Raw genomic sequence first — 14756 nt, forward strand, 5'->3', positions numbered from 1 at the left:
AAAATATCAAATTAAAAATTGTAACTTTTAGTCTAGCATTATTGATTCAAATAGTAAATCTCCACTATTTGTTTTATTCAATATTATGTTGAATTTTTTTATATTTTTTAAATCTATATCTTTATATAAAACCATCGGTATTCTTATATTTGACATTGGTGTAGTTTTATTCCAAAATATAACTTCTTTTTCATTTTCAAAATCTAAATTTTCCAATTTACATTTTGGATAACTGATTAAATTACTTTCTTTTGAAATTTCTACGGCCTTCGATTTTCCCTTATTATCTGTCAATTCTATACATATACCTTGAGATCTTCCTTTTACATTTGATTCATTATCTGGATATAGCATAGTATTTATAGTTATATTATTAAATTTACTAAAATCATTTATATCAGGTTTAAAAGATAACTTTCCACCTTTATATTCCCACTTTATATTTAATAGCTCCACTGTCTTATGGCTAATTTCCGGTAAATTTATTTTTGGTAATTCAGTTTTAACTATACTAAAATTTATATTCTTACCTTTAAATTCATCTATTTTTCTTATATCCTTTAAATCTTTATTTTTAGATGTTTGTAAATAATTAATCACATCTAAATTATCTATTTTTGTTACTGTAGGAACTTTAGTATCATAAATAGTATTATCATACTTATTTCTAAAACAAGCTTTTAAATACGTTATAGTAAACTTTTTTAAAAATTTTTCTTGTTCTACTCTACTAATTTGATTGGTCAAATCTATATCTAAAGTTTGAGCATCATTTGATTTAATACTAGAATTAAAATAATTATGATTAGCATTTTTTAATAAAGTTAAAGATAGTATATTTTGATTTTTGCATTTTTTTAATATATTATAAATACTAAATCCATCTAATCCAATTACCTCTTCATCTAATTCTGATACCAATATAGATATATTTTTTACATTATCTATATTAAAGTCATTATATTTATTATTAGTTGGATTAATTAATAATAAAGTTAATATATTTACACCTTTTTCACTTTGATCTTTAGTCAACTTAAATATTGCCTCTTTACTTACAGCGCTACTAATTACGGCTATATGTTTAAAATCTATTTTATTTTCTAAATCTATATTATATATATTGTGCCCCTCATTAGCTTCTTTAAGCATTTTTATATGTTCATCAAATATTTTAGGAATATTTTCATATTCTTTATCTACTGTATGCCCTAAATAATATGCTGAATCAGTATCTATGGATATCCCTAAGTATCCATTTTTAGCAATATATTCTGTAAGATATTTAAATCCCTTATCTTGTCTTTTCGTATCTTTATAATAACCTGGCACTATAATAGCTACCTTTAACTTTTTCTGTTTTGATTGTTTTGGTATTGATATTACTCCTTTTAATGTATAATCAATATCATCAATATTTCTTTCTCCAATATTAAAATCAATAGTTTCAACTTCATAATTTTCAGAGCTTTTTTGCTTTATCTCAGTTGGTTCTAATGTCTCTATTGAATTTTCTTTTATGCTACATGCTGATACTAAAATAGTAATAAATATTATCGAGGTAATGATAAATTTTCTCATATTCCCTCCTACATAAGATGTCTTTAATATATTGATTATTTAAATGATTGCCTTTATTAAACTTTATAAATAGTATTTACAGTGTTATAAAAAAAATTCTTAATAGTAAATTAATACATATTTCATAAAAAAATACCTAGTCTTTAAACTAGGTATTTTTTATCTTTTATTAAAATAATGATAATTGATTCTCATCACTCATATTATTAAGTGAACCATGATTGGTAAGTGTTTCTATAACCGTTTTTGAAATTTTAGTTCTCTTTCTAAGTTCTTCTTTGGATATAAATTCTCCATTTTCTCTTTCCTTTTGAATATTTATGGCAGCATTTTCTCCAACCCCCTGAAGAGCTATCATTGGAGGAAGCAACAATTTTTCTCCTGCTACCTTAAATTTACTTGCATCTGACTCATATATATCAACAGGAAGTATTTTTATGCCCCTTGCATACATTTCAAGTGCAACCTCAAGCACAGTTAGCATATTCTTTTCTTTCGCTGTTGCATCATTTCCTAAATTTTCTATTTCTTGTATTCTATCCTTAATAGCTTCAAGACCTTTAACTATTAAATCTGCATCAAAATCTTCTGCTTTTGTAGTAAAGTATGTTGCATAGAAAGCTTCTGGATAATGTACCTTACAATATGCTAGTCTAAATGACATCATGACATAAGCTACTGCATGAGCTTTAGGGAACATATACTTTATCTTTTGACATGAACCTATATACCACTCAGGAACATCATTTTCGTTCATTTCTTCTATATGTTCAGGTTTTAATCCTTTCCCTTTTCTAACATTTTCCATTATTGTAAAGGCATTTTTAGGTTTTAATCCTTTAAATATAAGGTAGTTCATTATATCATCACGAGTAGATATAACTTCATCTATACTAACTACATCATCTCTAACTAAATCTTGTGCGTTATTTAACCAAACGTCAGTACCATGAGAAAGTCCAGATATACGAACTAGTGCATCAAAAGTTGTTGGCTTTGTATCAAGTAACATTTGTCTAACAAACTTTGTACCAAACTCAGGTATTGCAAGAGATCCTATAGGACAGTTTATTTCTTCAGGTGTTACTCCTAGAGCCTTAGTTGATGTAAATAAAGACATTGTTTCTGGGTCATCTAGCGGAATCTCTGTTGCTACTATTCCAGTTATATCTTCTAGCATTCTTATCATTGTCGGTGCATCGTGACCAAGTATATCTAGTTTTAATATACGACCACTTATAGAATGATAATCAAAGTGTGTTGTTATAACTCCGCAACTTGTATCATTTGCAGGATATTGTATTGGTGTAAAATCATAAACATCTTTATAATGAGGAATAACCATAACCCCCCCTGGATGCTGACCTGAAGTTCTTTTAACTCCTGTACATCCATTTGATAATCTTAAAACTTCAGCATTTGGAACGTGTATATTATTTTCTTCTACATACTTTTTTGCATATCCAAATGCAGTTTTTTCAGCTACTGTACCTATTGTACCTGCTCTATAAACATAACCTTCTCCAAATAATTCTTCTGTATATTTGTGTATTACAGGCTGATAATCTCCAGAGAAGTTAAGATCTATATCTGGCTCTTTATCACCTTCAAAACCAAGAAAAGTCTCAAATGGTATATCATGACCTTCTTTTCTAAGTGGTTTTCCACATTTAGGGCAATCTTTATTAGGTAAGTCTACCCCTGAACCATATTCTCCTATTTCAAAGAAATATGAATACTTACATTTTGGATCATCACATATATAATGAGCTGGTAGTGGATTAACTTCTGTTATATCACTCATTGTAGCTGCAAATGATGAACCTACAGATCCTCTTGATCCAACTAAATATCCATCACTTAAAGATTTTGTAACTAGTTTCTGGGCTATAATATACATAACCGCATATCCATTACCTATAATAGAATTTAACTCTCTATCAAGCCTTGCCTTAACAACTTCTGGAACTGGATCTCCATAAATCCTTTTTGCTTTTGCATAACACATTTCTCTAAGCTCAACATCAGATCCTTCTATTATTGGAGGATAAGTGTCATCTGGTATCGGTTTTATAACTTCAACCATATCAGCAATTTTATTTGTATTAGTTATAACAACTTCATATGCTAATTCTTCACCTAAATACTTAAATTCTTCTAACATTTCATCTGTTGTTCTAAAATGAAGGTAAGTTTCTTCTTTATCAATTGCAAACCCTTGAGAATATTTTAGTACTTTTCTTAAAACCGCTTCATGCTTTTCTAAAAAATGAACATCCCCCGTTGCTACTGGTATTTTCCCAAATTTAAGCGCTGTTTCAATAAGTTTTCTATTTAACTCTCTTAATTCTTCTTCATCTTGAACTTCACCTTTATCAATCATAAATCTATTATTATCAATAGGCATTACTTCTATATAATCATATAAATCTATAATTTTAGCCATTTCTTCATCACTAACATTTTTCTTAACAGCCTTAAATACTTGTCCTGCTTCACAAGCTGAACCAATTATAATACCTTCCTTATGAGCCTCTAGCACACTTTTTAATATTCTAGGTGCCCTATAAAAATGATTAACATGAGCATCTGATACTATTTTGTATAAGTTTTTAAGCCCAGTATAATTTTTAGCTATTAAAGTTATATGGCTAGTTCCTAGTTTTGTGTAATCAACCTTACCTAAAACTTCATTTACTTGTTGTAATGTTTTAGCTCCTTTTTTATCTAACATTTCTAAGAATTTTATAAATATAAGTGCTGTAGCCTGTGCATCATCAACAGCTCTATGGTGATTTAAAAGAGGTACACCTAATGCTTTTGCTACTACATTTAATCTATGTCTTTTTAATTCTGGAAGTAACACTCTAGCTAGCATTAGTGTATCTATACTTTTATTTTTAAATTCTATGTTTTGTTGTCTACACTTTTCAGATATAAAGCTCATATCAAATTCTGCATTGTGAGCAACTAATACACTATCTCCAATAAACTCTATAAACTTAGGTAAAACCTTATCTATAGTCGGTTTATCTTTAACCATATCATTAGTTATACCAGTTAACTCTTGTATTTTGTATGATATATCCTTTTGTGGATTTATTAATTCACTAAATCTATCTACAATTTTAAAATTTTCAATTTTTACTGCACCTATTTCAGTTATTCTATCATTTGTATTAGAAAAACCAGTTGTCTCTATATCAAATACTACAAATGTTTGAGAAAGTTCTTTATCATTAGCATCCTGTACTATATCTTCTGAGTCTTCAACTAAATACCCTTCTACACCATAAAGTATCTTTATATCATTACCTTTAGCTGCTCCCATTGCCTCTGGAAATGCTTGAACAACTCCATGATCAGTTATTGCAACTGCCTTATGTCCCCATTTGACAGCTTGTTGTATTAATTTTTTCGTTGAAGTTACAGCATCCATAGATGACATTTGAGTATGTGCATGAAGTTCTACTCTTTTTACTTCACTTTTATCTATCCTCTCTGGCTTTTCTTCCATTCTTATACCACTTATAGTCATTGTAAGTTCTCTTTGATAGATATCATACATTATATCTCCCTTTATTTTTACATAAGCTCCTTTAGATATCTTACCTAGTATACTATCTTTATTAGTATCATTTAAAAATAATTTACAACTTATAGAACTTGTAAAGTCTGTTATAGATGCTATTAAGAGTATCTTACCATTTCTAAGTTCCTTAGTGTCTATATTAAATATTTCACCTACTATACTTACAGTTCCCGAATTATTATTTAAATCACATATTTTTTCAACCATAGCATTTACATTTTCACCATAGATTAACTTTTCATCATATTCTGGTTTTATAACATAAGCAGCTTCTTCATCATCTGATTTTTCTTCCTTAGCATTTATTTCTAATTCCCTAATTTTTTCTTCTACCACTCTTTCACTTTTTCTAATTATACGTTTAACATCAACTTCTTCATCTATTGCTTTTTCTATGGTTATATTAAGGTCTATTCCAAGTTCCTCATTTAACCTAGACTTAAGCACATAAACTATATTTAACTTCATTAATCTATCATAAAAAAGTCCTTTTGGAAGCTTTATCTTTAAATTATCCTCTATACATAAATACTCTATTTGTTTATACCATCCTGCAATAGATGGACATAAAGCCTTAAATATATAAACAATATTCATCCAATACATTTTTATTATGTCTTTATTTTCTTTTCTATCAAAACCAGTATATGAAATCTTGATTTTTATATCTTTAAAATATGAAAGCTTTAATTTTAGCTCTTCTTTTAAACTATCTAAAATATCATATGATATTATAGATTTTGAAGTTAAATGAAAGTATACTATTTTATCTTCTCTAAAATAAACTACTTTAGATACATATACATCTTTTAATTGTTTATTTAATATATTATTATTTATTTCTAGTCTATCTAAATAATCCTTTACACTCTCCAAAATATCACTTCCTTTTACTATTCTTAAAGTAAATATTATATCACAGGTTAATTACTGTTATTAATTTTTTTATTTATTATGAAATTATAAAATATGTATTGTATGGATAATTATAACTTCATAATCATCATTTAATTACTTTATACATCTTTGTCAGTATATAAAATGTAATATTAATAACTTGATTTTTTTAATTGGATTAGCTACAAATGATAGGCATTTTAATATTATGTATAAAGACAAAAATGTGAGGCGGTGTTAATATGTCCTGTGTCCCAGAAGTAGATTTTAATAAAATAATCTATTGTTATCATGACCTAGGTGAAAAAAAATTACTAAAAAAATCTTTATCTGGACTTAATATAAATAAAAAAGTTTTTCTATTCTATGCAAAAAATAGACATATACCAATATGCGCACTACCTAAATTTAGACTTGTATTATCTTCTAGAAGCGGCTTTTTATCATTCTGTTATAATTTTTTTCACTTTATGAGTTGCTATAGGTATCCTATACCCGTTTCTAAAACAAATATAGCATCAATTGCTAAATTCGTTTTATCTCATGAAATAGGTCATATTCTAGATCCTGATGTTTATGCATCAAAAGAAGAATATACAAATATATTATCTAACATTGTTGAAAAATTAATTGAGTACGATATAGATATTGAGAAAACTGACTTCTATAAAAAAAATCTTCCTTCCGACTTAGAGGAATGTGTCGTATTATTAAAAAAAAATTTAATATCTAGAGAATCTAAGGCTTGGGATATAGCAAAAAACATTGTTGTATTTAATAATGACGAAGATAGATACTTATTTGAGCGAATTAGAGAATATGCACTTGCCACTTATAATTTCGGAAATTTAAAAAATATTATAAAAGAACACAATATAGAAAATATATTAAAATATAGAAAATACTTTATAAATTAATATTTTTCAATATATAAGGAGCTAAGTAATAATATTATTAATCTTTATTACTTAGCTCCTTTCATAAATAGGCTTATTTAAACATGTCTATATAATTATCAGAATATATATCAATTAAAACAGCTAACTATTACTTATAATTAGGTACTTCAAAGCTTAAATTACTTGATGTGTCATACATACTAATTAATTTATACATTATACCTGATATTCCATTCGCCCAGTTTACATCTGTTGCATATTGATGGAATGAATAATCATAATTAAACTTCATTTTATATATAGTATTTTGGTTATACTTGGAACTTTTTATATAATTATCACGTATCCATTTAGCCGATCCATCTATAGTAGCTTCAATACTTGTCCATCCATTTGAATATGCTGCCTCTGCACCTGATACATTTGCACTCTTATCTATTGCCCCTATTCCATAAAAATTATACACAGTAACTGGAGCAGATAAAGGAGTACCTTTATAACTAGTTATTGTTTGTCCTTGAGAAAGTACTGATTTTCCATATCCTGTTTCCCACATCGCATGAGAAACTAAGTATATTAAATCAATATCATACTTTTGTGCCGCATTTATAAATGCTTTACCTTGATTATAAAATACTGTATTTTTGCCATTTACCTGTGGTAATGAGTTTAAATATGAATTTAGTTCACTTTCACTTACTCCACCTTTATACGTATCAAGTCTTAAAAATTGCATCATACCTCTATCGCTATTTGTAAAGTTATTTGGATTTAGATAGTATTCTAAATCAGATTTACTTGCATGTACATAAGCTCTACTTTGAGCCATATTATATGTTGTTAAATCTTCACTACTTCTTGATAAACTTGATGATATAACATTACCACCCTCTAATGCTTTTTTGTATTGAACCTCTACATGATCTTGAAGTGTATAATTTAATCCTTTATAATTTATAGCCGCTCCGTTTACATTTTCCACACTATCTCCGCCTACTACAGGTGGTACTTGTTCATTACTACTTATTTTATCTAGATACTTAGTAGCTACATATGCCGTTGTATTTTTGTAATTTATTTTTGACCATCCATTACTTTCTGATATTACTTCTACATTAGTTCCTTTGTCTATCTTTCCTATTGATTCATAACTTGTTGATGGACCTTTTCTTACATTTAGCCCATCCGTATTTACTACTTTTATTTCCTTATATTGCTCTGTTGTATCTTCTGTATCTGTACTCTTTTTATCTAGATACTTAGTTGCTACATATGCCGTTGTATTTTTATAATTTATTTTTGACCATCCATTACTTTCTGATATTACTTCTACATTAGTTCCTTTGTCTATCTTTCCTATTGATTCATAACTTGTTGATGGACCTTTTCTTACATTTAGCCCATCCGTATTTACTACTTTTATTTCCTTATATTGCTCTGTTGTATCTTCTGTATCTGTACTCTTTTTATCTAGATACTTAGTTGCTACATATGCCGTTGTATTTTTATAATTTATTTTTGACCATCCATTACTTTCTGATATTACTTCTACATTAGTTCCTTTGTCTATCTTTCCTATTGATTCATAACTTATTGATGGACCTTTTCTTACATTTAGCCCATCCGTATTTACTACTTTTATTTCCTTATATTGCTCTGTTGTATCTTCTGTATCTGTACTCTTTTTATCTAGATACTTAGTTGCTACATATGCCGTTGTATTTTTATAATTTATTTTTGACCATCCATTACTTTCTGATATTACTTCTACATTAGTTCCTTTGTCTATCTTTCCTATTGATTCATAACTTGTTGATGGACCTTTTCTTACATTTAGCCCATCCGTATTTACTACTTTTATTTCCTTATATTGTTCTGTTGTGGATGGGGTAGTAGTAGATGCTGCCTTTAAATAACCACTAGATACATATGCAGTTTTATTATTATAATTAATTTTTGACCAGCCTGCACTTTCTGATATTACTTCTACTTTGTCACCTGTATTTAGCTTTCCTATCGATGCATAACTAGTTGATGGACCAGTTCTTACATTTAATCCATCTGTATTTACTTCCTTTATTATATAATTTGTAGTAGTTTTATCTATGTATTGACTTGCAACATAACCTAACCTTGAGTCATGCTTTACTTTTGACCATCCGTTACTTTCTGATATTACTTCTACTTTTTCGCCTTTATTTAAAACCTTTATTATGCTATAACTTGTCCCTGCACCATTTCTAAAGTTCAGTCCATCTGTGTTTACTATCGCTATATTTGATGAGGTATTAATATTATTATTTGTATTGCTATCTGATATCGATATGTATGAAGATGATGCCCATCCTTGCTTTCCTGATGCAGTCTCTATCTTATACCACCCATTAGATGATTGTAATATATTAACTTTATCATTTTTCTTTACAGTTGTTACTATAGTATAACTTGTGCTCGGTCCGCTTCTTACATTTAAAGAAGATGCTGTCACTATACCTATATTTAATGCATATGCATTATTAGCCGTCATAGGCATAATCGCTAATGTTGCTAATGCTATTTTACCTTTCATACCCGTATCTCCTTTCCAAATTATTACATACAATTTTAATTATAGGATATACCTATTAATTAGTAAAGTCAGTTATATTTTTGAGATAGTTATTTTTTATAATAAAAGCTAGGCACTAGTCCTAGCTTTTTTATGTGTTAAACTTAATATGATAATTCATATTATTTTTTTATCATATAATCCTTCCAGACCAGCTTTTCTAACTCTTTCTCGTGCAACATTGCTGTCTATACTATAAAATCCTAACTCTTTCATTCTATCAAAGTAAATACTTCCTGCAAAAGTAAATCTTAGTTTTTCACCGTCCGGTTTACTCATTTCATTATTAGAATATGAAATAAAATCACCTATCAACAGATTAGTTGGAAGTTGAATTAAATATCTATCTGCACAATATCTAGCCGCATTATGTCCTGCCAAGCTACCTGTGCATATTGCCTCTGTATGGCCTACATAAAATCCTGCTTTTTCTCCACCAACAAATAAATTATCTATTCCCTTAGCTCTCATGTAATTATCTCTTTTTGCGACAGACATATATCTAATAGAATTCCCTTTTCCTCCAGAATAAGGGTCAACTATAAGAGCATTTTCAAATCCTGGTACCATTCTTAAAAATTCTAAATTGTAAAAAGGCTCCATAAGCTTAGCATGACCAGTATCAATTAACACTATATTTTGTGCAAAAGCTGGCAGTGCGTATTGTTGACATACCTTTATATCTAACATTCCCTCATTTACAAGCTCCTTAGGTAATGGAATTACTGCACATCCTTTTTCATTTAAATCTTTTTGTATTTGTTCACTTAAAGATTCTTTTAAAAGTTTTATAGAACCACTAAAAGCACCATAATCTCCATTTTTTCTCTTTCCTACCATATCCTCTAATCCACATTTGCTTGTTATACTCACTCTACCACCAAAAGATGGACATCTTAATACACACATTGCACAACCATTGCCATAAGCTGTACAGTTTCCCATAGGTCCTGTTGAACCAGTAGTTTCAACAAATGCATCTCCATATATAATTTCTCCATCTTCTAGTATAATAGCAACTAATTTATTATCCTCAAGTTTAACATCTACAGCTCTACTAGAAAATCTAATCTCTATACCCATTTCTCTAATCTTATCTCTTACAGGCTTCTCTATCTTAGTCACATTGTAAATAGTCGCATGATTATGTCCTGGAAAATCTATATCTTTATGAGTCGCATATTTATCAGTTATCTCAAATAATTCTCTTGCACCAAGCGCTATTGCCTCTTCTGTTGCACTATATCTACCATTATTTCTCATTATTCCACCAACGTTTCCAAGCCCTAAAAGTAAGTCTGTTTTTTCTAATATTAAAACATCTGCACCTGCTTTTTTAGCGGCTATTGCTGCTGCACATCCTGCCCATCCGCCTCCAATAACAACTACTTTTGCCATAATCCTTCCCCCTAAAATTTAATTAAATACTTTTTAAATACTCTCTACTATTAATTTGTGTTTTACATGATTTAACCTTTACTCCATTTAAATCTATACAACAAGCACCGCATATTCCTTCTCCGCAACAAATTAAATTATTATTAGATACTGCTAACTTTATATTTTCATCTATAGCATCAACTATATTCATAACCTCTTTATTAAAACGATTGCTTGCTCCGCTATATACCAATTTTATATCGTTAGATTTTATATAATCAGCTATAAATCCCTTATCTTCTTCTATATCTATATGGTATATACTTGCTCCTAAGTCATATATTTTTTGAATAACATTATCTAAAATCACACCATTATGATTTATAAATACATCAACTTTATTATTATTTTCTATCAATCTTTGTATTACATTTATTGAATTAACTTGTGATAGTCCATTTAAGATAACTAAACAATTAGATTTTGACATGCTTTTTATATCTTTTATACCAAATAATCCATTAAAATAAGGTCCTTTAATATAAACTTGATCAGAATTAATTATACCTTTAGTTTTTATCCCTACCTGCTTTATAATTACTTCTAAAGTATTTTTTTCTAAATCAACATCTAATACTGAAATAGGAGCGCTGAATATATTACTTTCTTTATCTTTTCCCTTAATAAAAACATATGCTCCTGGACTACGTAAATCTTTTGATAATTCTTTTGGTATTTTTATTTTAATCAAATAAGTGTTTTCTTCAATCGATGTCATAGCTTCTATATCGCATAAATATTCTTGTCTCTCTATTACCTTAGAATTCTTATTATGATTAACCTCATTATAAATACATACTCCTTGCCATATACAATCACATGTTTCATTTTTATTTAGCATATTGCATCTTATACAATCTTTCGAATATGCAAGATGACATGGGCAATATTTACTTCCTGAATCTGCACATGATAAAGTTTTCATTTTTCTCACTTCCTTAAAACGAGATTTTCAATTGTCTTAATATCTATACTATATAAGTTATTATTTATACCTTTTTTTGTTACAAAAGTATTTTTAATACTTCTATTTTATAAATTTCAAAAATATACTTTATTAAAAATAAATTATTTTAATGTTGTATTTATTATTTAAATTTAAAACTAGCCTATTATTCTATTTAATATATCTTATATAAAAATATTAAGTATAACTTCAAGATGAGAATTTAATTAATTAAAATAGTTAAATTAAAATTTATATAAAGGAGATCTATATGGAAAATACTTTTCTTTTTTCAAACACTCATTTAATTATGTTATTAATTTTTTCCGTATTTTTGTACTTATGCCCTAAGCTAACAAAGCATCTATTACCGTACAGCTATATAGTTGAAAAAATAATTTGTATTTTAATTATATTGGAAATTACTTTTGAACAGTTCTCTTATATCTCAATGGGGAGTTATGATGTATACACTTGTTTACCTATTAGAATATCTAGATTTACATCTTACATTTGTATAGCTATATTATTTTTTAAAAATTACCAATTATTTAATATATTTTTCTCATGGAGTTTAGTGTGTTCTATTGGAGGTATGATATACTTTCCAAACTTAGGATATAGATACCCAAATATCTTGTATTACTTATTCTTTTTTTCAAATTGTATATTAGTTTATGCTACGGTATATCTAACTGAAGTTAGAAAATTTAATATAAATAAATATGCATTAAGAGATAATTTCATTTTTTGCATACTTTATTTCTCTTTTATTTACTTTTTAAATACTTTTACAAATGCAAATTACCCCTATGGATTTTCAAGCTACAATTTACTAAGTGCAATTACATTTACTTTAATTACAACTATAATCTATATACCTATTTTATATTCTAATAAAGAATTTTCCTTTAATTTTAGAAAAAGAAAAAAATAAATTTATTTATACTAAAAAAAGCTCGCTATTCATAGCGAGCAGATGACTTTTTATTTTCAAATTTCATGTAAGAAGAAAATAAAAATCTTAGGCTAATTAAATTATAACATAATTTAGTCAATACTTAAATTCTTTATTTTCTATATTTTTCTACATTTACCTTACTATGCATATAATCTTTCCTAAATCATTCATACATCTAAACCAGTTTTGTTTATCTTCCCTACTTAATTTATTTATTTTTTTATCAATAACATCGATAAACTTCATTTTTTGTTCATCAAGTACTTCTGATCCTTCTTTTGTAATTCCATATAATGTATTTCTTCTATCTTTTTATCTTCTTCTCTATACACATATCCTTTTTCTACAAGCTTATTAAGTAATATACAAAGACTTGAAGTTGAGACATGTAAATGATTACTTAAATATTTAAGTTCCATTTTATTATGTCTCTTTAATTCTGATAATGCAAAAAACTGCTTTTCTGTAAGACTTTTATCTATTTTATATCTATCTTTATTTACTATTTTTATTAAATTATAAAAACTATCTATATTATTTAATATTTAAATAGATATTTCTTTATTATTCATAACATCGCCTTAATAAGACAGATAATATTTTATACTACTTTATTTATTTTTATTATACTATATTCATATATTATGTACTATTAAAATAAGAAAAACTGATACTAAAAAGTACCAGCTCTTAATTTAACTTTGTTTATTATTTTGGGATAATTTTTGAAGTTTTTCAATTACTTTAGGTGTAATAGTTAATATATTATCTATCATATTTATATTATTATCCAAACTCATAAGCCTCGTTTCTCCATCTTCTACGACTACAAAAGCTACAGGTTGTATACTAACGGCACCTGCACTACCTCCAGCAAAATTAGTATCATTTTTATCTTTACTTATTTCTTCCTTATATCCTTTAGAATATTCTCCTCCACCAATTCCAAAACCTATAGTAACCTTAGATATAGGAACTACTACCGTCGTATCAGTTTTTATAGGATCTCCTATTATAGTATTTGCATCTATAGAACCTTTTATCGTATCAAGCGTTGTTTCCATTATATTTTGGATTGATCCTGTTGCTCTCATATTTTTTACCCTCCTCTTTTATCTTTTTGCTATTTTTATTTGCTATGAACATAGCGCTTAATATGTTTATTATATTTTTTATATTAGGTTTTATGTATATTTTAAAATCTACATATATTTTATTTTCTATAAAGTTAGGTTTTATATTCATATAAAATTTATTAGGCTCTATTATATTTATCAAATTTCCATAAATTAAATTTACAAATAAATAGACAAAATTAGTAATAGCTATATTAGTATTTCCTATGTAAATATCAGAGTAAAATTCTTCTATTTCTATTTTTTTAAATTCTCTATAAATAGCTAAAAAGTCTTCTGCAAATATTTTTCTTAGTTTTATTTTTTTTAAAAATATTCTTTTTTTCTTAGATTTTTTTAACTCCTTTTTCTTAGATTCAGTTTTTCTTGGATAAATAGGTATATTTATATTTATAATATTAAACATATATCTTAAATTTATATCTATTTTTATATCTTGATTAACGACTTGTGATGTAAGTATTATATGAAATGGCATCTTTATAAATATAGTTAGTATTAATATTATAACTGCTATTATCATAAAAAAATTAAATATATCACTATAATTCATAACTCTATTATTTTCTAAATAATATATATATATACCAATTATTTGTAGCAAAGTTAAACTTAAACTAAATTTCTCAATAATTAAAATCGTTTATCTACCTTTTATGCATTAATTTAACAAGAATCTTTTTAATAAAGAAATAT

General features: G+C 26.9%; 10 protein-coding genes. 2 read left to right on the forward strand and 8 right to left on the reverse strand.

Annotated elements, in window-relative coordinates; genetic code table 11:
• Positions 1-27: 27 nt before the first annotated feature.
• Together CRIB_RS08420 and CRIB_RS08425 are read right to left on the reverse strand one after the other, a co-directional pair.
• Positions 28-1581 carry a hypothetical protein gene (locus CRIB_RS08420; RefSeq protein WP_180701943.1) on the reverse strand — a complete coding sequence of 518 codons (1554 nt, stop codon included), beginning with the start codon at positions 1579-1581 and terminating at the stop codon, positions 28-30.
• Between the two features lie 169 nt (positions 1582-1750).
• Positions 1751-6049 carry a PolC-type DNA polymerase III gene (locus tag CRIB_RS08425; RefSeq protein ID WP_180701944.1) on the reverse strand — a complete coding sequence of 1433 codons (4299 nt, stop codon included), beginning with the start codon at positions 6047-6049 and terminating at the stop codon, positions 1751-1753.
• A gap of 263 nt (positions 6050-6312) precedes the next feature.
• Here CRIB_RS08425 and CRIB_RS08430 point away from each other — a divergent pair, with 263 nt between their 5' ends.
• Entirely contained in the window at positions 6313-6987 is a 675-nt protein-coding gene (locus tag CRIB_RS08430) for a hypothetical protein (protein ID WP_180701945.1), read from the forward strand.
• Positions 6988-7117: 130 nt separating this feature from the next.
• Here the strand turns inward: CRIB_RS08430 and CRIB_RS08435 are convergent, their stop codons facing one another.
• From CRIB_RS08435 to CRIB_RS08445, 3 genes are all read right to left on the reverse strand, one after another.
• A complete protein-coding gene (locus tag CRIB_RS08435; RefSeq protein WP_180701946.1) occupies positions 7118-9538 on the reverse strand; it encodes an SH3 domain-containing protein in 2421 nt (806 codons plus the stop codon).
• Positions 9539-9694: 156 nt separating this feature from the next.
• Entirely contained in the window at positions 9695-10975 is a 1281-nt protein-coding gene (locus CRIB_RS08440; protein WP_180701947.1) for an FAD-dependent oxidoreductase, read from the reverse strand.
• 22 nt (positions 10976-10997) lie between these two features.
• Entirely contained in the window at positions 10998-11942 is a 945-nt protein-coding gene (locus CRIB_RS08445) for a hypothetical protein (RefSeq protein WP_180701948.1), read from the reverse strand.
• A gap of 292 nt (positions 11943-12234) precedes the next feature.
• Between CRIB_RS08445 and CRIB_RS12875 the strand changes: the two genes are divergently transcribed.
• Positions 12235-12900 (forward strand): TMEM164 family acyltransferase, encoded by a 666-nt coding sequence (locus tag CRIB_RS12875; protein WP_180701949.1) that lies wholly within the window; start codon positions 12235-12237, stop codon positions 12898-12900.
• Between the two features lie 266 nt (positions 12901-13166).
• Here CRIB_RS12875 and CRIB_RS12820 read toward each other — a convergent pair whose 3' ends face one another.
• The 3 genes from CRIB_RS12820 to CRIB_RS08465 form a co-directional block, all read right to left on the reverse strand.
• On the reverse strand, positions 13167-13343 hold the full coding sequence (locus CRIB_RS12820; protein ID WP_243633503.1) for a MarR family transcriptional regulator: 177 nt from the start codon (positions 13341-13343) through the stop codon (positions 13167-13169).
• Between the two features lie 276 nt (positions 13344-13619).
• A complete protein-coding gene (gene ytfJ / locus CRIB_RS08460) occupies positions 13620-14018 on the reverse strand; it encodes a GerW family sporulation protein (protein ID WP_180701950.1) in 399 nt (132 codons plus the stop codon).
• Entirely contained in the window at positions 13972-14613 is a 642-nt protein-coding gene (locus CRIB_RS08465) for a hypothetical protein (RefSeq protein ID WP_180701951.1), read from the reverse strand. The genes ytfJ and CRIB_RS08465 overlap by 47 nt, the downstream gene beginning before the upstream one ends.
• Positions 14614-14756 lie beyond the last annotated feature (143 nt).

The organism is Romboutsia ilealis, from assembly GCF_900015215.1.
GTDB classification, from domain to species: domain Bacteria; phylum Bacillota; class Clostridia; order Peptostreptococcales; family Peptostreptococcaceae; genus Romboutsia; species Romboutsia ilealis.

Bases quoted from the DNA above. Each gene is read 5' to 3' on its own strand.
- CRIB_RS08420 (WP_180701943.1), bottom strand. From the start codon at position 1,581: ATGAGAAAATTTATCATTACCTCGATAATATTTATTACTATTTTAGTA.
- CRIB_RS08430 (WP_180701945.1), top strand. From the start codon at position 6,313: ATGTCCTGTGTCCCAGAAGTAGATTTTAATAAAATAATCTATTGTTAT.
- CRIB_RS08435 (WP_180701946.1), bottom strand. From the start codon at position 9,538: ATGAAAGGTAAAATAGCATTAGCAACATTAGCGATTATGCCTATGACG.
- CRIB_RS08440 (WP_180701947.1), bottom strand. From the start codon at position 10,975: ATGGCAAAAGTAGTTGTTATTGGAGGCGGATGGGCAGGATGTGCAGCA.
- CRIB_RS08445 (WP_180701948.1), bottom strand. From the start codon at position 11,942: ATGAAAACTTTATCATGTGCAGATTCAGGAAGTAAATATTGCCCATGT.
- CRIB_RS12875 (WP_180701949.1), top strand. From the start codon at position 12,235: ATGGAAAATACTTTTCTTTTTTCAAACACTCATTTAATTATGTTATTA.
- CRIB_RS12820 (WP_243633503.1), bottom strand. From the start codon at position 13,343: ATGGAACTTAAATATTTAAGTAATCATTTACATGTCTCAACTTCAAGT.
- ytfJ (WP_180701950.1), bottom strand. From the start codon at position 14,018: ATGAGAGCAACAGGATCAATCCAAAATATAATGGAAACAACGCTTGAT.
- CRIB_RS08465 (WP_180701951.1), bottom strand. From the start codon at position 14,613: ATGAATTATAGTGATATATTTAATTTTTTTATGATAATAGCAGTTATA.